Annotated in this window: 17 protein-coding genes; 11 read left to right on the top strand and 6 right to left on the bottom strand. The window is 59.2% G+C overall.

Going from position 1 to position 19,279, the window contains the following annotated elements; genetic code table 11:
- Positions 1 to 10 precede the first annotated feature (10 nt).
- From ACI5GA_RS14485 to fba, 3 genes are all read left to right on the top strand, one after another.
- On the top strand, positions 11 to 238 hold the full coding sequence (locus ACI5GA_RS14485) for a hypothetical protein (protein WP_404636658.1): 228 nt from the start codon (positions 11 to 13) through the stop codon (positions 236 to 238).
- Between the two features lie 99 nt (positions 239 to 337).
- Positions 338 to 661, top strand: coding sequence for an MliC family protein (locus ACI5GA_RS14480; RefSeq protein WP_404636657.1), 324 nt, complete (start codon positions 338 to 340; stop codon positions 659 to 661).
- A 121-nt stretch (positions 662 to 782) separates the two neighbouring features.
- Positions 783 to 1,847: a class II fructose-bisphosphate aldolase gene (gene fba / locus ACI5GA_RS14475; RefSeq protein ID WP_404636656.1), complete on the top strand. Its 1,065-nt coding sequence runs from the start codon at positions 783 to 785 to the stop codon at positions 1,845 to 1,847.
- A gap of 172 nt (positions 1,848 to 2,019) precedes the next feature.
- Here fba and ACI5GA_RS14470 read toward each other — a convergent pair whose 3' ends face one another.
- The 3 genes from ACI5GA_RS14470 to ACI5GA_RS14460 all read right to left on the bottom strand — a co-directional run bounded on the left by ACI5GA_RS14470 (position 2,020) and on the right by ACI5GA_RS14460 (position 4,460).
- Positions 2,020 to 2,493, bottom strand: coding sequence for a thioesterase family protein (locus ACI5GA_RS14470; RefSeq protein WP_421423071.1), 474 nt, complete (start codon positions 2,491 to 2,493; stop codon positions 2,020 to 2,022).
- Between the two features lie 68 nt (positions 2,494 to 2,561).
- Positions 2,562 to 3,527, bottom strand: coding sequence for an L-carnitine dehydrogenase (locus ACI5GA_RS14465; RefSeq protein ID WP_404636654.1), 966 nt, complete (start codon positions 3,525 to 3,527; stop codon positions 2,562 to 2,564).
- A gap of 45 nt (positions 3,528 to 3,572) precedes the next feature.
- The gene (locus tag ACI5GA_RS14460; RefSeq protein ID WP_404636653.1) at positions 3,573 to 4,460 is read right to left on the bottom strand and encodes a 3-keto-5-aminohexanoate cleavage protein; all 888 of its coding nucleotides are present in this window, start codon (positions 4,458 to 4,460) and stop codon (positions 3,573 to 3,575) included.
- 259 nt (positions 4,461 to 4,719) lie between these two features.
- Here ACI5GA_RS14460 and ACI5GA_RS14455 point away from each other — a divergent pair, with 259 nt between their 5' ends.
- Positions 4,720 to 5,694, top strand: a complete 975-nt coding sequence (locus tag ACI5GA_RS14455) for a GlxA family transcriptional regulator (protein WP_421423070.1) — start codon at positions 4,720 to 4,722, stop codon at positions 5,692 to 5,694.
- 62 nt (positions 5,695 to 5,756) lie between these two features.
- Here ACI5GA_RS14455 and ACI5GA_RS14450 read toward each other — a convergent pair whose 3' ends face one another.
- Both ACI5GA_RS14450 and ACI5GA_RS14445 read right to left on the bottom strand, forming a co-directional pair.
- On the bottom strand, positions 5,757 to 6,179 hold the full coding sequence (locus tag ACI5GA_RS14450) for a DUF3010 family protein (protein ID WP_421423069.1): 423 nt from the start codon (positions 6,177 to 6,179) through the stop codon (positions 5,757 to 5,759).
- Positions 6,180 to 6,337: 158 nt separating this feature from the next.
- Positions 6,338 to 6,742: a lysozyme inhibitor LprI family protein gene (locus ACI5GA_RS14445; protein WP_404636650.1), complete on the bottom strand. Its 405-nt coding sequence runs from the start codon at positions 6,740 to 6,742 to the stop codon at positions 6,338 to 6,340.
- Positions 6,743 to 6,970: 228 nt separating this feature from the next.
- On the opposite strand from ACI5GA_RS14445, the gene ACI5GA_RS14440 reads away from it, so the two are divergent.
- The 6 genes from ACI5GA_RS14440 to ACI5GA_RS14415 all read left to right on the top strand — a co-directional run bounded on the left by ACI5GA_RS14440 (position 6,971) and on the right by ACI5GA_RS14415 (position 14,748).
- Positions 6,971 to 7,948 carry a dipeptidase gene (locus ACI5GA_RS14440; RefSeq protein WP_404636649.1) on the top strand — a complete coding sequence of 326 codons (978 nt, stop codon included), beginning with the start codon at positions 6,971 to 6,973 and terminating at the stop codon, positions 7,946 to 7,948.
- A 78-nt stretch (positions 7,949 to 8,026) separates the two neighbouring features.
- Entirely contained in the window at positions 8,027 to 8,557 is a 531-nt protein-coding gene (locus tag ACI5GA_RS14435) for a DUF5943 domain-containing protein (RefSeq protein ID WP_404636648.1), read from the top strand.
- Between the two features lie 15 nt (positions 8,558 to 8,572).
- On the top strand, positions 8,573 to 10,633 hold the full coding sequence (gene dgcA, locus ACI5GA_RS14430) for a dimethylglycine demethylation protein DgcA (RefSeq protein ID WP_421423067.1): 2,061 nt from the start codon (positions 8,573 to 8,575) through the stop codon (positions 10,631 to 10,633).
- Positions 10,634 to 10,788: 155 nt separating this feature from the next.
- Positions 10,789 to 12,735: a dimethylglycine demethylation protein DgcB gene (gene dgcB, locus ACI5GA_RS14425; RefSeq protein WP_404636646.1), complete on the top strand. Its 1,947-nt coding sequence runs from the start codon at positions 10,789 to 10,791 to the stop codon at positions 12,733 to 12,735.
- A complete protein-coding gene (locus ACI5GA_RS14420; RefSeq protein ID WP_421423066.1) occupies positions 12,735 to 13,955 on the top strand; it encodes an electron transfer flavoprotein subunit alpha/FixB family protein in 1,221 nt (406 codons plus the stop codon). Before dgcB ends, ACI5GA_RS14420 begins: the two co-directional genes overlap by 1 nt.
- A complete protein-coding gene (locus ACI5GA_RS14415) occupies positions 13,945 to 14,748 on the top strand; it encodes an electron transfer flavoprotein subunit beta (protein ID WP_404636644.1) in 804 nt (267 codons plus the stop codon). Before ACI5GA_RS14420 ends, ACI5GA_RS14415 begins: the two co-directional genes overlap by 11 nt.
- A 1,598-nt stretch (positions 14,749 to 16,346) precedes the next feature.
- On the opposite strand, the gene gbcA is transcribed toward ACI5GA_RS14415, so the two are convergent.
- Positions 16,347 to 17,645 carry a glycine-betaine demethylase subunit GbcA gene (gene gbcA / locus ACI5GA_RS14410; protein ID WP_404636643.1) on the bottom strand — a complete coding sequence of 433 codons (1,299 nt, stop codon included), beginning with the start codon at positions 17,643 to 17,645 and terminating at the stop codon, positions 16,347 to 16,349.
- 332 nt (positions 17,646 to 17,977) lie between these two features.
- On the opposite strand from gbcA, the gene gbcB reads away from it, so the two are divergent.
- Entirely contained in the window at positions 17,978 to 19,078 is a 1,101-nt protein-coding gene (gene gbcB / locus ACI5GA_RS14405) for a glycine-betaine demethylase subunit GbcB (protein ID WP_404636642.1), read from the top strand.
- The last annotated feature ends 201 nt before the right edge of the window (positions 19,079 to 19,279 follow it).

The following is a 19,279-nucleotide window of genomic DNA, read 5'->3' as shown; positions in this document are numbered from 1 at the left end:
GGGGAGTGACATGATCAAGCCATTGCCGCTGTTCATCATGGCGGGTTTGCTGGTCGGTTGCGCGAGCAAGCCCGAGGCTCAGACGGCGCTCGACACCGCGCCGGACAAGCTTCAGGTCAGCTGCTATCAGGCAGGCTGGCAGGCTGAAACCGTACCGATCGTGTACAAACGCGGCGGTCCTGAAGTCTGGGAAAAGTACGAGTTCATGCCTGCGGTCGGGCCGGTAGCCTGTCGCTGAATCTGAACTGATAGCGAGCAGGAACATCAGAAACAGAACTGCCCCTGGCGATCGAAGCATTGGTGAAGGCCATGTTTCGCAGGGGTTCCAGGAGTGGTAATGAAAGGCTTGATTGCCCTTGCGACACTGATGCTGCTGGGCGGTTGTGCCAGCATGAAGGCTTCTGAACCGGTTGCTCCCTGGACCCATTGGGTCTGCGACAGCAAGGCTGAGGTTTACTGGCGTTACGCTGATGCCGCGAAGAAAGAGGTCGATGTTCGTCTGAATCAGAGCGAGCAGGTATTCCGTCTGCAAGCCGCGCCCGGAGCTTCCGGCGCGCTGTATAGCAATGGCGTACTGGCCTTTGACAACAAAGGCAGCGAAGGACTGGTTTACTGGGACGCTACCAACGATTTGATCGGTCGAGGCTGCAAGGCGCCGTAAGGCGTTACGTGATCCAACCGATGCGACACCGGGCGCCATTGCAGTGCGCCCCTATAATTTGAATAGCCGCCGCTACGGCAGGCACACGCGACTAACGACCCTACCGGGAGAGAGACAGACAATGGCACTTATCAGCATGCGCCAGATGTTGGACCACGCCGCCGAATTCGGCTACGGCGTTCCTGCATTCAACGTGAACAACCTGGAACAGATGCGCGCCATTATGGAAGCGGCCGACAAGACCGATTCCCCGGTGATCGTTCAGGCTTCGGCCGGTGCGCGTAAATACGCAGGTGCCCCGTTCCTGCGCCACTTGATCCTGGCCGCCATCGAAGAATTCCCGCACATCCCGGTGGTCATGCACCAGGACCACGGCACCAGCCCTGATATCTGCCAGCGCTCCATGCAACTGGGCTTCAGCTCGGTGATGATGGATGGCTCGCTTGGCGTCGACGGCAAAACCCCGACCACTTACGAGTACAACGTTGACGTGACTCAGCGCGTTGTCGCCATGGCGCATGCGTGCGGTGTTTCCGTTGAAGGTGAGCTGGGTGTTCTGGGCTCGCTGGAAACCGGCATGGCCGGTGAAGAAGACGGCGTAGGCGCCGAAGGTCAACTGGACCACAGCCAGATGCTGACCGACCCGGAAGAAGCCGCTGACTTCGTGAAGAAAACCAATGTGGACGCCTTGGCCATCGCCATCGGCACCAGCCACGGCGCGTACAAGTTCACCAAGCCGCCGACCGGCGACATCCTGGCGATCGAGCGCATCAAAGAGATCCACAAACGCATTCCGAACACCCACCTGGTGATGCACGGTTCGTCGTCCGTTCCTCAGGAATGGCTGAAAATCATCAACGAGTTCGGTGGCGACATCAAAGAAACCTACGGTGTACCGGTCGAAGAAATCGTTGAAGGCATCAAGCACGGCGTACGTAAGGTCAACATCGACACCGACCTGCGTCTGGCATCGACTGGCGCCATCCGTGAATTCATGGCCAAGAACCCGGCCGAATTCGACCCACGTAAATACCTGGCGAAAACCGTATCGGCCATGCGCGACGTCTGCATCGCTCGTTACGAAGCCTTCGGCACCGCTGGCAACGCCTCGAAGATCAAACCGATCTCCCTGGAGAAAATGTTCGAGCGTTACGCCAAAGGCGAGCTGAACGCCAAGGTCAACTGATTATTCATTGATCAGGTTCTGACAAGAAAAAGCCCGCAGCGATGCGGGCTTTTTTGTGCCTGAAATGCTGACTTTTGTGGGAGCCGCCTTGGTGGCGAATGCGGTGTGTCAGGCAACCTATTCGTTTCTGATGCATCGCTTTCGCCAGCAAGCCGGCTCCCACTAAAGTGCCTCAGACGCGCAGTCCAATGGTGCGGCCGATGTACGCAGGGGCGGGTTGATCATGCTGCGCTTCGGTCAGCAGGCGCATTGCCTCAAGGGACTGCTCGCTGAACGGCGCCGATTTTGGTCCAGCAGCCAAGTCCACGTGCAGCAGCATCTGATCGCTGGCGGCCAGTTCTTCATCTCCACCCGTTTTGTACAGGCTGTGATAGAGCTGCACCCGCTTGCGGTCGTGGGCCACGATCTGCGTGCGCACTTCCACTTCCTCACCGAGTTTCACCTCGTGCAGGTAGTTGATGTGGGCTTCCAGTGTGAACAGCGAATTGTCGCTGGCATCCCGGTCATCGCTGGCCAGACCGATGCGGTCCATGAACGCGTCGGTGGCGTAGCTGAAGATCAACAGATAAAACGCGTCGCGAAGATGGCCGTTGTAGTCGACCCAATCGGCGAGGATGGGGGTTGTGTAGGTGGTGAGTGCGGGCATGGGAGGGGGTCCGTAGTCGTAGTGTCTGATCGTTCCCACGCGGAGCGTGGGAACGATCATCGGGGGGGTTAGTCTTCGAACGCCATCCCATGCTTTTCCTTGGTCTTCTTCACCGCCTCCAGCACCGCGAGCAACGCGTCATCGCGATAGCGCTCCAGTGCCGAAATACTGTGGCTGCCCAGTTGATCACTGGTGCCGTCCACCACATCGTCGATCAGCTTGTCGGTGAGTTCAGGCGCTGGCAGGTAGGTCCATGGCAACTGCAACGCAGGACCGAATTGAGACATGAAGTGGCGCATGCCTGCGTCGCCACCGGCCAGGGTGTAGGTCAGGAACGTGCCCATGAACGACCAGCGCAAGCCCGCGCCGAAACGAATCGCGTCGTCGATTTCGCCAGTCGTCGCCACGCCGTCGTTGACCAGGTGCAGCGCTTCACGCCACAGCGCTTCGAGCAGGCGGTCGGCGATGAAACCGGGGACTTCCTTGCGCACGTGCAGCGGACGCATGCCCAACGATTCATAGATGCTGATCGCGGCCTCTACCGCTTCCGGCGCCGTGTTCTTGCCGCCAACGACCTCGACCAATGGCAGCAGATAAACCGGGTTGAACGGGTGACCGACCACGCAGCGCTCGGGGTGCGTCGCGCTCTCGTAGAACTCTGACGGCAGCAGGCCCGAGGTGCTGGAGCCGATGATTGCATTCGGTTTGGCGGCGGCGCTGATCTTGCTGTGCAGGTCCAGTTTCAGGTCCAGACGCTCGGGTGCGCTTTCCTGAATGAAATCGGCGTCGCGCACGCACTCCTCAATGGTCGCTACGAAGCGCAGACGATCCTGCGAAGCGCCTGCCGTCAGGCCTTTTTTCTCAAGGGCAGGCCAGGCATTAGCGACGCGTTTGCGCAAAGCGGCTTCGGCGCCCGGCGCCGGGTCCCAGGCCACGACGTCCAAGCCGTGGGCCAACGCGCGGGCTACCCAGCCACTGCCGATGACACCGCTGCCCAGGGCTGCGAAGGTTTTGATTTCGGTGATGAAGGTCATGTCGTGCACTCAAGATAAAGGTCACAGGGGAGATGTATGGTTTGATCAACCGCGGCGTTTAAGGCCCATCTTCACGCGGCCCTCAGCCGGGGTCATGACCCTTGCGCCCATGCGGCTGATGATCTCGGTGGCGCGTTCGACCAGCGCGCCGTTGCTCGCCAGTACGCCTTTATCCAGCCAGATGTTGTCTTCCAGACCGACTCGTACGTTGCCGCCCAGCAGCACAGCTTGCGCGGCCATCGGCATTTGCATGCGTCCGATCCCGAAGCCGGCCCAGACCACGTCCGCAGGCAGGTTGTCGACCATGGCTTTCATGGTGGTGGTGTCCGCGGGCGCGCCCCACGGAATGCCCAGACACAGCTGGAACAGCGGGTTATCCAGCAAGCCCTCTTTCATCATCTGCTTGGCGAACCACAGGTGGCCGGTATCGAAGATTTCCAGCTCGGCCTTCACGCCCAGCTCTTGAATGCGCTTGGCGCCTGCGCGCAGTTGCGCCGGAGTGGACACGTAAATGGTGTCGCCGTCGCCGAAGTTCAGGGTGCCGCAGTCCAGTGTGCAGATTTCCGGCAGCAGCGCCTCGACGTGGGCCAGGCGCGCCAGTGGGCCGACCAGATCGGTCGCCGGGCCAAAATCGGTCGGACGCTCGCCCGGGCCGATTTCCAGATCGCCGCCCATGCCTGCGGTCAGGTTGACGATGATGTCGATGTCGGCCTCACGAATGCGGTCCATGGTTTCGCGGTACAGCTCGACGTCACGGCTGAACTTGCCGGTTTGTGGATCGCGCACATGGCAATGCACGACGGTCGCGCCCGCCTTGGCGGCCTCAACGGCTGCGGCAGCGATCTGTTTTGGGGTGATCGGGACCAAATGGCTTTTCCCGGTCGTGTCGCCAGCACCGGTGAGTGCGCAGGTGATGATGACGTCGTGATTCATGAGCGAGGTTCCTTGCAGGCCAGGGCGTGTGAGAGACGGGTTTTTGCCACCCGCTTTTGAGCTGCAAAACTACTCAGCCCAAGGCCGCTCAAAACGCACAGCGGCGACAAGCTCTTGCACGGTAGCGACCTGTGTTGTTGCCTCGTTGTCTGAACAGGCGTATCTCATGTTCAGACCCTCCCGCTGTAGGAGCGTGGCTTGTCCCGCGATCTGGCGCTCCTACAGCCGCCTCAGTTCATCCCCAAGGAACGCGCCAACGATGTCCCAGGATTTCTATTTTCTGCTCATGCCCGGCTTTTCCATGATGGGATTCGTGTCGGCCATCGAGCCGTTGCGGGTGGCCAATCGGTTTGGGGGGGAGTTGTATCGCTGGCATGTGCTGAGCATCGACGGCGGGCCGGTGATCGCCAGTAATGGCATGTCGGTAAACGCCGATGCGGCGCTGGAACCGCTGAAGAAAAGCGCAACGCTGTGTGTGATGGGCAGTGTCGATCCGCTGAACGCTTACACCTCGGCGCTGGCGCACTGGCTGCGCAGGCTCGATCTGGAAGGGGTAGTGCTGGGGGCTATCGACACCGGCAGTTTCGTGCTGGCCGAGGCCGGTTTGTTGCAGGGCTATCGCCTGACGCTGCACTGGGAAGCGCTGGATGCGTTCAAGGAAACCTACCCCGGCTTGCAGGCGACGCAGGAGCTGTTCGAAATCGACCGGCGTCGTATCAGTTCAGCGGGGGGGACGGCGTCCATTGACCTGATGCTCGATCTGATTGGTCAGGCTCACGGCCCTGATCTGGCGATCAAGGTGTCTGAGCAGTTCGTGCTCGGTCGTATTCGCCAGCGCAAAGACCACCAGCGGATGCAGATCGCGACCCGATACGGTATCAACAACAAGAAGTTGGTCCAGGTGATTGGCGTGATGGAGCAACACACCGAGCCTCCGTTGAGCACGTTAGAGCTGGCAGAAGGCATTCAGGTGACCCGCCGCCAGTTGGAGCGGCTGTTTCGGCTGCACCTGAACGACACGCCGAGCAATTTTTATCTCGGCCTGCGTCTGGAGAAAGCCCGGCAGTTACTGCGCCAGAGCGACATGAGCGTGTTGGAGGTGAGTATTGCCTGTGGCTTTGAGTCGCCGTCGTATTTCACCCGCAGTTATAAGGCGCGGTATTTGGTGTGTCCGAGGGAGGATCGGGGGCGTGTAGTACGAGAGGTGAAGATCGCCGGGGCAGACGCAAAATAGTGCGGAACAGGCGATTTCTTGTAGATTTTTGCCCGGACAGACATTTCAGTGGGGGCGCAGACCTACTTCGCGCCTTTCATCAGGGCTGAACACGCCGTCTTATAGGCCTCATGCTGATACTTGTTCAGCGCCGCAGGCAGCTCGAAGTTGTGCTTCTTCATTTGGGCATTGATGGTCTGGGGTGACAGCAGCACCACGTCGCATTCGGCCAGTAGCTGAAACACGGTTTCGATCTTGAAGGTGGTCGGGCCGCCCGCGAATTCGCCTTTCTTGCTGCGTTTCTTGATGGCGAGGTGGGTGATGGCGTTTTCGTGGATGAAGGTCGCGATCTGACGAGCGAACGCTTTGACGTTGGCGGCTTCGTCATCGTCTTCCAGTGCGATCTTCTTGGTTGCCAGCGGCAGGTGTTCAGGCGCGCCGGATGCGCGAGTGGCGACAGCGAAAATGGCTTCGCTGCCTTTGATTTCTACACCGCAGATGTTCATGTGCTGACCTTGGGTGATGACGGGGAGCGTGTGGGAGGTACTGTGTTGGCAGGTCAACTGCATTCGCCACCAAGGCGGCTCCCACAAGTTCAGCGTCTAACAGGAGATTGGTTTCCAGCGCGGTCTTTGTGGGAGCCGGCTTCCACAGATACGTGGCATCACTCAGACTGCGCGATGCTTTCCAGATACTCGGAACGCTCGTCGCTCATGCGCGCCAGGCAGTCGTTCTGGCCGATGTTGAATTCCTTGGTGCCCGGTTTGGAGGGGAAGACTTCCACGGCGCAGTCGGCGTCGCGCAGTTTCTTCCAGGCGTCTTCGGCGGTTTTCAGCTTGGCAGCGAACTCATCTGCCTGTGCTTTATTGGCGCCGAACTGAACGTTCACCCGCTCCAGCAGGTTCTGGAAATTCTCATCCAGCAATTTGACGGCGGTGTCGCGGCTGTACACCGAGCATTCCAGGGTCTGTTTGTCTTCATCCACGCCGTCGCAAGGCGTGGCGTCAGGGTTGGTCGCGGCGTGCGCGCCTGTCGCGAATAGAGCCAGAGCCAGAAAAATCGTCTTCATTGGGGTTTCCCGATTCGGTGATGCGGGGAATTCTCGCCCAAGCGCGCGCCAAAGAACAGTGAACAAACGCAAGGCCCAGACACATGCGGTCGCCCTTTGTCGCTTCTTGACGCTTTCGGCAATTCCCCTGTCGTTTTTACATCCGGCTCATCCGACCCGCAGGCATATGCTGGCCCCAAAGCGCCGACAGACGATTCGGTGCGTGATTAACCTAAAGGGGACAGCCTGATGAGCCCAGCCGAATTGCACGCCGACAGCATCGTTATCGACGGTCTGATTATTGCCAAATGGAACCGTGAGCTGTTCGAAGACATGCGCAAAGGTGGCCTGACCATGGCCAACTGCACTGTTTCGGTATGGGAAGGCTTCAAGCAGACCGTCGACAGCATCGCTGCCAGCCAGAAGCTGATCCGCGAAAACAGCGACCTGGTGCTCCAGGTGCGCAACACCGCTGACATCCGCAAGGCCAAAGAGTTGGGCAAAACCGGCATCCTGTTCGGCTTCCAGAACGCCCATGCGTTTGAAGATCAGATCAGCTATGTCGAGATTTTCAAGCAATTGGGCGTGGGCATCGTGCAGATGTGCTACAACACCCAGAACCTCGTTGGCACCGGCTGCTACGAGCGCGACGGCGGCCTGTCGGGCTTCGGTCGTGAAATCGTCGCTGAAATGAACCGCGTCGGCATCATGTGCGACCTGTCCCACGTCGGTTCCAAGACCTCCGAAGAAGTCATCCTCGAATCGAAGAAGCCAGTGACTTACTCCCACTGCCTGCCTTCGGGTCTGAAAGAACACCCACGTAACAAATCCGACGCTGAACTCAAGTTCATCGCTGACCACGGCGGTTTTGTCGGTGTGACCATGTTCGCGCCGTTCCTGGCCAAAGGTATCGATTCGACCATCGACGATTACGCCGAAGCCATCGAATACGTGATGAACATCGTCGGCGAAGACGCCATCGGTATCGGCACCGACTTCACCCAGGGTCATGGCCAGGAATTCTTCGAATACCTGACCCACGACAAGGGTTACGCACGCCGCCTGACCAACTTCGGCAAGATCATCAACCCGCTGGGCATTCGCACCGTCGGAGAGTTCCCGAACCTGACCGAAACCCTGCTCAAGCGCGGCCATTCGGAGCGCGTTGTGCGCAAGATCATGGGCGAGAACTGGGTTCGTGTATTAGCGGATGTCTGGGGCGAATAAGCCGCTCGATCTCTGAATTTCTCCCTCTCCCTTCCGCGGAGGGGGCATCCAACAAAATTTTTCTGGAGTTAAGTTTCCATGGCCAAGATCGCCCCGCAATTGCCCATCGAAGTCGACAGCGAGACCGGTGTCTGGACCACCGACGCCCTGCCGATGCTGTACGTGCCGCGCCATTTCTTCGTGAACAACCACATGGGCATCGAGGAAGTGCTGGGCGCTGAAGCCTACGCCGAGATTCTCTACAAGGCTGGTTACAAGTCCGCCTGGCACTGGTGTGAGAAAGAAGCCGAGTGCCATGGCATTGAAGGCGTCGCGGTGTTCGAGCATTACATGAACCGTCTGTCCCAGCGTGGTTGGGGCCTGTTCAAGATTCAGGAAATCGACCTGGATAAAGGCACTTGCAGCGTGAAGCTTGAGCACTCTGCTTTCGTTTACGTGTACGGCAAGGTCGGTCGCAAGGTCGATTACATGTTCACGGGCTGGTTTGCCGGTGCCATGGACCAGATTCTCGCTGCCAAAGGCAGTTCCGTTCGCACCGTGGCCGAGCAGGTTTACGGCGGTTCGGAAGAAGGCCACGAAGATGGTCTGTTCGTCGTAAAACCGTTGTAAGCCGAGGACCGTGAGATGGCTTTCGAAGCAATGTTTCAGCCGATTCAGATCGGCAAACTGACAATCCGCAACCGCGTCCTCAGTACCGCACACGCCGAGGTCTATGCCACCGACGGTGGCATGACCACCGACCGTTACGTGAAGTATTACGAGGAGAAAGCCAAGGGCGGTATCGGCCTGGCCATCTGCGGCGGCTCCTCCACCGTTGCCATCGACAGCCCGCAAAGCTGGTGGAAATCGGTCAACCTGGCGACCGACAAAATCATCCCGCACTTCCAGAATCTGGCCGACGCCATGCACAAGCACGGCGCCAAGATCATGATTCAGATTACCCACATGGGCCGTCGTTCTCGTTGGGACGGCGACCATTGGCCGACGCTGATGTCGCCATCGGGCATCCGTGAGCCGGTGCACCGTGCGACCTGTAAAACCATCGAACCGGAAGAAATCTGGCGGGTGATCGGCAACTACGCCAGCGCCGCTGCCCGCGCGAAAGCCGGTGGTTTGGACGGTGTCGAGCTGTCGGCTGTGCACCAGCACATGATCGACCAGTTCTGGAGTCCGCGGGTCAACAAGCGTACGGACGAGTGGGGCGGCAGCTTCGAAAACCGCATGCGTTTTGGTCTGGAAGTGATCAAGGCCGTGCGTAAAGAAGTCGGTCCTGACTTCTGTGTTGGCCTGCGTATTTGCGGTGACGAATTCCACCCGGACGGTCTCAGCCATGAAGACATGAAAGAGATCGCCAAGTACTACGACCAGACCGGCATGATCGACTTCATCGGTGTGGTGGGCTCGGGTTGCGACACGCACAACACCCTGGCCAACGTGATTCCAAACATGAGTTATCCACCGGAGCCGTTCCTGCATTTGGCGGCCGGTATCAAGGAAGTGGTCAAGGCGCCGGTTCTGCACGCGCAGAACATCAAGGACCCGAACCAGGCAACCCGTATTCTGGAAGGCGGTTACGTCGACATGGTCGGCATGACCCGCGCGCACATCGCTGACCCGCACCTGATCACCAAGATCAAGATGGGCCAGGTTGACCAGATCCGTCAGTGCGTCGGTGCCAACTATTGCATCGACCGCCAGTACCAGGGTCTGGACGTGCTGTGCATCCAGAACGCCGCGACCTCCCGTGAATACATGGGCCTGCCGCACATCATCGAGAAAACCACCGGCGTGAAACGCAAAGTGGTGATCGTCGGTGCCGGCCCGGCGGGGATGGAAGCGGCACGTGTGTCGGCTGAACGTGGCCACGACGTGACCCTGTTCGAGAAGAAAGACGCCATTGGCGGCCAGATCACCACGGCTTCCAAAGCACCACAACGCGACCAGATCGCCGGTATCACTCGCTGGTATCAACTGGAGCTGGCACGTCTGAAGGTCGACCTGCGTTTAGGCACGGCGGCGGACATTCCAACCATCATGGACCTGCGTCCTGATGTGGTGATTCTGGCGGTGGGCGGTCATCCGTTCATCGAGCAGAACGAGCACTGGGGCGCGGCGGAAGGTTTGGTCGTCAGCAGTTGGGACGTGCTCGACGGCAAGGTTGCACCCGCCAAGAACGTGCTGGTCTACGACACCATCTGCGAATTCACCGGGATGTCGGTCGCCGACTTCATGGCCGACAAGGGCAGCCTGGTCGAGATCGTCACCGATGACATCAAGCCGGGTGTGGCCATGGGCGGTACGTCGTTCCCGACGTACTACCGCAGCATGTACCCGAAAGAAATCATCATGACCGGCGACATGATGCTGGAGAAGGTCTACCGCGAAGGCGACAAGCTGGTGGCGGTGTTGGAGAACGAATACACCGGCGCCAAAGAGGAGCGTGTGGTCGATCAGGTGGTCATCGAGAACGGCGTGCGTCCTGACGAAGAGCTGTATTACGGCATGAAGGAAGGCTCGCGCAACAAAGGCCAGATTGACATCGACGCCCTGTTCGCGATCCAGCCGCAACCGTCGTTGAGTCAGGCGGGTGATGGCTACCTGCTGTTCCGCATCGGTGATTGCGTGGCGCAGCGTAATACCCACGCTGCCATCTACGACGCACTGCGGCTGTGTAAAGACTTCTAATCGGCGATCTGATCGTTCCCACGCTCCGCGTGGTAACGCTCGCCCATGACGCTCCGCGTCTGCGTTCGAAGCGACGCGGAGCGTCCCGGCGGCATTCCCACGCAGAGCGTGGGAGCGATCATCGTGCTTGACCCTGAGTTCTGCGGGAGCTCCCCATGTTAAACACCCTTCTTCCCATCCTGCTGTTCGCCGCCCTGGGTCTTGCGATCCTCGGCGCCTTGCGACGGGTGTCCATGTGGCGCAACGGGCGTGCGTCCAAGGTCGATCTGATCGGCGGCCTGCTGGCCATGCCCAAGCGCTACATGGTCGATTTGCACCACGTGGTCGCGCGGGACAAATACATCGCCAACACCCACGTCGCGACGGCGGGCGGTGCAGTGGCGTCGATTCTGCTGGCGATCCTGGTTCACGGTTTCGGCCTGCATAACCGCATCCTCGGCTATGCGCTGCTGCTGATGTCGGCGGTGATGTTCGTCGGTGCGATTTTCGTTTACAGACGCCGCCTCAACCCGCCGAGCCGCCTGTCCAAAGGCCCGTGGATGCGCCTTCCGAAAAGCCTGCTGGCGTTCTCCGGGTCGTTCTTCCTGGTGACCCTGCCCGTTGCGGGCATCCTGCCGGAAAACTTCGGCGGCTGGCTGCTGGCAGTCATCTTGGGGATCGGCGTGCTGTGGGGCGTTTCCGAATTGTTCTTCGGAATGACCTGGGGCGGCCCGATGAAACACGCCTTCGCCGGTGCGTTACACCTGGCGTGGCACCGTCGCGCCGAGCGTTTTGGCGGCGGCCGCTCCACCGGCCTCAAACCGCTCGATCTGGCAGACCCGACTGCGCCGCTGGGCGTTGAAAAACCCAAGGACTTCACCTGGAACCAACTGCTGGGCTTCGACGCCTGCGTGCAGTGCGGTAAATGCGAGGCTGCGTGCCCTGCATTTGCGGCAGGCCAGCCGCTGAACCCGAAAAAGCTGATTCAGGACATGGTCGTCGGCTTGGCGGGTGGCACCGACGCCAAGTTCGCAGGCAGCCCGTATCCAGGCAAACCAGTAGGCGAGCACGGCGGTAACCCGCATCAACCGATCGTCAACGGTCTGGTCGATGCCGAAACCCTGTGGTCGTGCACCACTTGCCGCGCCTGCGTGGAAGAGTGCCCGATGATGATCGAGCACGTGGACGCCATCGTCGACATGCGCCGTCACCTGACTCTGGAAAAAGGCGCGACCCCGAACAAGGGCGCCGAAGTCCTGGAAAACCTCATCGCTACCGACAACCCGGGCGGCTTCGCGCCGGGCGGTCGTCTGAACTGGGCGGCTGACCTGAACCTCAGCCTGATGAGCGAGAAGAAGACCACTGACGTGCTGTTCTGGGTCGGTGATGGTGCATTCGACATGCGCAACCAGCGCACCCTGCGCGCCTTTGTCAAAGTGCTGAAAGCGGCCAAAGTCGACTTCGCCGTGTTGGGTCTTGAAGAACGCGACAGCGGCGACGTGGCCCGTCGTCTGGGCGATGAAGCCACCTTCCAGATGCTCGCCAAACGCAACATTCAGACGCTGTCCAAATACAGCTTCAAACGCATCGTCACTTGCGACCCGCACAGCTTCCATGTGCTGAAAAACGAGTACGGTGCCTTTGATGGCAACTACCTCGTGCAACACCACAGCACCTACATGTCGGAGCTGATTGGCGACGGCGCGCTTAGCCTTGGTCAGCACAAAGGCAGCAGCGTGACCTATCACGATCCGTGCTACCTGGGTCGCTACAACGGCGAGTACGAAGCACCGCGTCAGGTGCTCAAGGCGCTGGGCATTGAGGTGAAAGAGATGCAACGCTCCGGTTTCCGCTCCCGCTGCTGCGGCGGTGGTGGCGGCGCACCGATCACCGACATTCCGGGCAAGCAACGTATTCCCGATATGCGCATGGAAGACATCCGCGAAACCGGTGCTGAGCTGGTGGCCGTGGGTTGTCCACAATGCACGGCGATGCTGGAGGGCGTGGTCGAGCCGCGTCCGATGATCAAGGACATCGCCGAACTGGTCGCCGACGCGCTGGTGGAAGACGCCGCACCGGCCAAGCCGGCCCCCGTCAAACGTGAACCTGCGGAGGCGCACTGATGAGCGACATTATCCGCCGCGACCCTCGTGCCGAGTGGATCGCCCGCAACCGGCTTCATCCACTGCACGCGGCCATGCAGCCGGTGCAAAGCAGCTGGATGGGACCAAATGGCCTGGTCCGCAAAAATGTACACGGCATTGGCTTCATCGGCCCCAACGGCATCAAGCGCATCGACCGCAGTGGCGCGCAACAGGGCGGCACCACCAAGCGTTCGGCATCGGTTGAAGTGCAACTGCCGCTGCATCAGGTGGCAGAGCCTGCTTTCTATATCGCCGTCGTGCCGGACATGGTCGGCGGCCGCTTGAGCAGCCACGACCGCGATCTGCTGGGGCTGGCCCATGGGTTGGCAGGCAAGGACGGCGCTGTACTGGCCGTGGTCTTTGGCGAGCACAAGGAAAGCGCGTTCGATACAGCGGGCGTTGACCGTTTGCTGATCATGGACGGCGCCGAGTTTGCCGGTTATTCACCCGAGCAACGTATTCAAGGTTTACGCGCTGTGGATAACCAGTTCGATCCACGCCACTGGTTGCTGCCCGACAGCCGCACCGGTGGTGGCGAGTTGGGGCGTCGTTTTGCAGCCAGTTTGGGCGAACGCCCGGCGACACGTGTCTGGCAGGTCAAAGACGAGCAGGCCACAGGCCGCGCAGGCGCTGGGCGTGAAGACATTTCCCGTCCCGTTGCGCGCCTGATTCTGGCGGCTGCCGAATGCGCCGAGCCGGTCAGCGAAACCCGACACGAAGCACTGCCGGTGGAGTTGTCCACAACCATCGCCCGCAGCCTGCCGCGCATCGAAGACCTCGGTGCCGTGGCCGTTGACCCGGCACTTATCCCCATGGCCGAAGCTGAATTCATTTTCTCCGGCGGTAACGGGGTCAAGGACTGGGATCTGTTCCACCGTACTGCCGCAGCGTTGGGCGCGACAGAGGGTGCATCCCGCGTGGCGGTGGACGATGGCTTCATGACTCGCGATCGTCAGGTCGGTGCATCCGGTACCTGGGTCACGGCCCGTGTGTACGTGGCTGTGGGTATCTCTGGTGCCATTCAGCACTTACAAGGCATCGGCGCGTGCGACAAAGTTGTGGCGATCAACATGGACCCGACCTGCGACATGATCAAACGTGCTGATTTGTCAGTGATTGGCGAAAGCGCTGCGGTGATGGATGCACTCATCGAGGCAGTCGAAGCCTACCGGAACGAGGCGAAACGCGATGCAGCCTGACAAAAAACTGCCTGTGGATAAAAGCGCGTTGCACGTCATCAGCCTGGTCTCCATTGGCGCGCACCCGACTTCGGGTCGCCCGCGCCGTGCTGAACAAGACGCCCGCGCCGTTGAACTGGGCTTGCAATTGGCTGGGGATAACTTGCATGTCCTACATGCTGGTAACGCCGAAGAGCCTGCGTTGCGTGCCTACTTGGGCATGGGCCTGAAAGAACTGCACGTCCTCGACCAACCCGAAGGCGCCGACGCGCTGCCGGGGCTGGCCGATTACATCCGCGAGTCCGGCGTCCAAATGGTGCTTGCGGGCACTCAGGCCGAGACCGGCGAAGGCTCGGGCATGTTGCCGTACCTGCTGGCCGAAAAACTTGGCTGGCCGCTTGTGGTGGGCATGGCCGAGGTCGAGTCCATGAGCAACGGCTCCGCCCAAGTGCTGCAAGCCTTGCCACGCGGCCAACGCCGCCGCCTCAAAGTGCGCCTGCCATTTCTCGCCACTGTGGACAACGCCGCACCCAAGCCACGGCAAAGCGCCTACGGCCCGGCGCAGCGCGGCACGCTGGATGTGGAACAGATCGAAGTCACCATCGACGAGTTATTCACAGGCGCCGAACTGACCCCGGCCAAACCTCGCCCGAAACGTTTGAAGGTGATCAAAGCGAAAAGCGGCGCGGACCGGATGAAGGCTGCGACGGCGAAGGCTAGTGGCGGCGGTGGGCAGGTGCTGAAGGGTGTTACGCCTCAGGAAGGCGCTGCGGCGATTTTGAAGCTGTTGGTGGAGGAGGGAGTGGTTCGGTAGGCCATTCGCTTCGTTCTCACGCAAAAGGCGCCGGTGTGGCGCCTTTTGCATTTAAGACTGTGGGTCATCTACCGCTACTGCCGGCTTGCTGGGGTTGTATCGACGATCATCACGTCAAAGACTTGCTCGATGACCTGACGCGGCCCCTGTTTCAGGCTCCAGGTGAAGAAGACGAGGCAGCCGATGAGCAGTGTGAACAATCCTGATGCTATAAGGCTCTGCGATACACCTTTCCAGAATCCCGCTCGAGCGGTGCGAATTTCGTTGTTTGCTTTTGCTGAATAGTACTTCCTCAGATCCCTCCAAAAAATATCGCGATGTCAGACGATTCCCAGAACCACGCGAGGTCGGCGCTCTGCTAACGGTCAAGCAACTCTTCTCGCTGTCTGGGCACGCGCTTCGCTTTGCCAAAAATCAGCCGCATCACCAGCTTCCGGTTAGGTTTGCGGGCATAAGCGCGAAATACCCTTCGGTTGCTACTGAGAAATGACACTGTAGGAGCAATGAAGAGTACAGCGAATATCAGCACTGCCAGCACGTCACTGGGGGCGTCTATCGCAAGACCGCTTTGGGTTAACAGCCATCCCGTGAACAGGACGAAGAGGGCGGCCCAAGAAAGTATCGTTCGCATCATGTATGCCTCGCGAGCATGTCGAATCATGGCGTTTGGGTAGAGCACCTTAGCGCTTGCGACAATGAGAAGATGTCAGACGATTCTGATTCGAAGCGTCGCGGCTTTACCCACATACCCACATCCGCTGTTGATTCACCTGTGGATAAACTGTTTGGCTATTGATGAAGCGCCCGATCTGTAAGGCTTTCAGAGCGTTGATTAAATTATGAGCAGGTTATCTGTCTATTTTTTAAAGCTTTTTCCCGTTATGCCTCGTGCTATATCAGGTTGTTTTGCCCACATTCTCTGTTGGCGCTTATGTGGATAAGTTGTTCGCTACATGCCAAGAGCCTTTAAAATCAAGGCATTCACGAAGCTGGTTAAAAAATGATCTATCGGACGGTTTTCTGGCAGCTTTAATCTTGAAACCACTTAAAACTGTCATGAGTGCCTCTTTTCCACAGCAGGTCATGCGGATATGCGAGTTGCGCACATTCTCTGTTGGTTCCTCTGTGGATAAGGTGTTCGCTCTCACCTGGAGGCCTCTTTGATCAAGGCGTTCAGGCTGTTGATCAAAAAACGACCAGGCCTTTCTCATTCATGTCGGGCTGAATAACTCACGGTTTTTTCTGAGTTTTTGCACAGCCGAATTCCATGTTCCTCACAATTACTGTGGGTTGTGCTGTGGATAAGTTGTTTGTGAATGACGAAGAGGTGCGGCGGGATTGATACGAGGCGGGGTTGAGCGTTTTTTGATCAGAACGGGGCGTGAGGTATCCGTTGTGGGAGATTCTATGGTGTCTGGTTAACTGCATTCGCCACCAAGGCGGCTCCCACCAGTATTGCGTCGAATCCAGATTTTTCGTTCACGCCGAACCTGTGGGAGCCGGCTTGCTGGCGAATGCGTTGGCTCAGTCAAATCAGTGCTGAATGACTCTACGCGTTCGCCAGCAAGCCGGCCCCCACAAGGACGGCTATGCAGGTCTTACTCGTGGTTAACCGCCACACCCTTCAGATACGGCGCAGGCTCGGCGCCCATGTTTTCAAGCAGCTTGGCGCTGTACCAGTCGATGAAGTTGACCACGCCGAACTCGTAGGTCTTCGAGTAAGGGCCAGGCTGGTAGGCGACGGAGTTGATGCCGCGCTGGTTTTCTTCGGCCAGGCGACGGTCCTGGTCGTTGGTGGCGTCCCAGACTTCGCGCAGGCGGGCGACGTCGTAGTCCACGCCTTCGACGGCGTCTTTGTGCACCAGCCATTTGGTGGTGACCATGGTTTCCTGGGCGCTGATCGGCCACACGGTGAACACGATGACGTGGTCGCCCATGCAGTGGTTCCAGGAGTGCGGCAGGTGCAGGATGCGCATCGAACCCAGATCCGGGTTCTGGATGCGGCCCATGAGCTTCTTGCTGCCCTGCTTGCCGTCCATCGTCATGGAAACGGTGCCTTTGAGCAGCGGCATGCGCACGATGCGGTTACGCAGGCCGAAGCTCTTGTGCAGGTAAGGGATCTTCTCGGCTTCCCACGCGGCGGCGGACTCGGCGACGTGATCCTTGAATTTCTGGTCGGCACGCGGATCGTTGGTGTCGTCCCATTCCAGCAGGGTGTTCAGCAGTTCAGGGTGCGAGCCGCTGCAGTGGTAGCACTCGCGATTATTTTCCAGCACCAGCTTCCAGTTGGCTTTTTCCATCAAGGTGGTTTGCACTGCCACCTTGGTGTTTTCCATGTCGTACGGTTCCATGTAGTGATTCAGCGTCTGCAGGAACTCGTCGATGGCCGGTGGGTTTTCCGCCAGGCTGATGAAGATATAGCCGCCCGAGACCTTGCAATGCACAGGCTTGAGGCTGAAATTCTTCATGTCGAAGTCGGCGCCCATTTCGGTGCCCGCGTACAGCAGACGACCATCCAGTTCGTAAGTCCACTGGTGGTACGGGCACACCAGTTTGGCGACTTTGCCTTTCTCTTTGGTGCACAGGCGCGAACCGCGGTGACGGCAAACGTTGTGGAAGGCGTTGATCGAGCCGTCCGGGGTGCGTACGACGAGGATCGGGTTCTTGCCGATTTCCAGGGTCAAAAAGTTGCCCTTGGCCGGGATTTCGCAGGTCATGCCAGCGATCAGCCATTCTTTTTGAAAGATTTCCTGCATGTCGATTTCAAACAGTCGGTCATCACTGTAGAAAGGCTGCGGCAGCGAGTAGGTGCGCTCGCGGGTTTGCAGCATTTCGGCAGTGGCCTTGCGTGCGGGTTCCAGCGGATCGCCCAGGCTCAGAGTTGCGGTGACGTCCATCTTTCAAGTCCTCAGACCGCAATTTCAGCGGCCTACGAATGTGGCTAATACGGTTGTGTTGTGTGTCTGGCACGCGAGGCGACCGATGCAGCTGTCGCTCATGTTTATGGGTGTAAAAATGTCATAACGATTTAGCGGCGAGTGTGGAGCCGGGCGCGACGTGAACCTTATCCATGGGCGACATGGCCGAATCCGTTTCCGACTACGTAAGCCCTATAGACCGGGGCTGGTCGCCATAAGTATGTGAATGTCGCTGATAGGTAAATAGGCGCGTTGTGCGTTACGCAGAATCGCCACCATAAGAGGCCGACAGGCGGCTGTGGAGAGTAAGCATGTCCCAGAATTTCCTAAACCCGGTTACCACACAGACCTGGGCCAATGGCCGCCACGTGGTGCGGGTCGTCAAAGTGATCCAGGAAACCTGGGACGTACGCACCTTTTGCTTCATGGCTGACCAGCCGATTCTGTTCTTCTTCAAGCCCGGTCAGTTCGTCACGCTGGAGCTGGAAATTGAAGGCGTGCCGATCATGCGCTCCTACACCATTTCCAGTTCGCCGTCGGTGCCGTACAGCTTCTCCGTGACCATCAAACGCGTCCCGGGCGGCAAGGTCTCCAACTGGTTGCACGACAACCTGCACGAAGGCCAGGAATTGGCGGTACACGGGCCGGTCGGGCTGTTTAACGCCATCGACTTCCCGAACCCGAAAATCCTCTACTTGAGCGGCGGCGTCGGTATCACGCCAGTGATGTCCATGGCCCGCTGGTATTACGACACCAACGCCAACGTCGACATGGTGTTCGTCCACAGCTCGCGCTCGCCGAAAGACATCATCTACCACCGCGAGCTGGAGCAGATGGCGTCGCGGATCAACAACTTCTCGCTGCACATCGTCTGTGAGAAACACGGGCTGGGCGAGCCGTGGGCCGGTTATCGAGGCTACCTGAACCAGAAAATGCTGGAGCTGATGGCGCCAGATTTCATGGAGCGTGAAGTGTTCTGCTGCGGCCCGACGCCGTACATGAACGCGGTCAAGCGCTTGCTGGAAGCCAACGGCTTCAACATGGCGCAGTACCACGAAGAATCCTTTGGCGCGACCCCGCCAGAAGCCCGCGCCGACGCTGTGGAGCACGCCGAACAGGCCGCCGAGGCGCCGGAAATCGACGTCGCCGAACTGCATCAGGTCGAGTTCACCGACACGGGCAAGAGCATTCGTGTGGCGCCAGGGGAAACCGTTCACGCGGCAGCCGCCAAGCTGGGGCTGATGATCCCGAAAGCCTGCGGTATGGGCATCTGCGGTACGTGCAAGGTAATGAAGCTGAGCGGCGAAGTGGAGATGGAGCACAACGGCGGCATCACTGATGATGACGTGGAAGAGGGTTACATCCTGTCGTGCTGCAGCGTGCCGAAAGGGGATGTGCGGATCGAGTATTGATTCGAACGAGTTGACTCTTGTGGGAGATTTTATGTTGCCTGGCCACCCGCATTCGCCACCAGGGCGGCTCCCACAGAATCGGCGCCGGTCCTGAATTCATGGCTCGACACAGAGCAGTGTGGGAGCCGCCTTGCTGGCGAAGGCGTTGTGTCATTCACTGAGAATGTGTCTGTTGTTCCGCACTCGCCAGCAAGCCGACTC

The organism is Pseudomonas sp. Pseu.R1, from assembly GCF_045764065.1.
GTDB lineage: Bacteria > Pseudomonadota > Gammaproteobacteria > Pseudomonadales > Pseudomonadaceae > Aquipseudomonas.
This window is presented reverse-complemented; position numbering and strand designations above follow the sequence as displayed.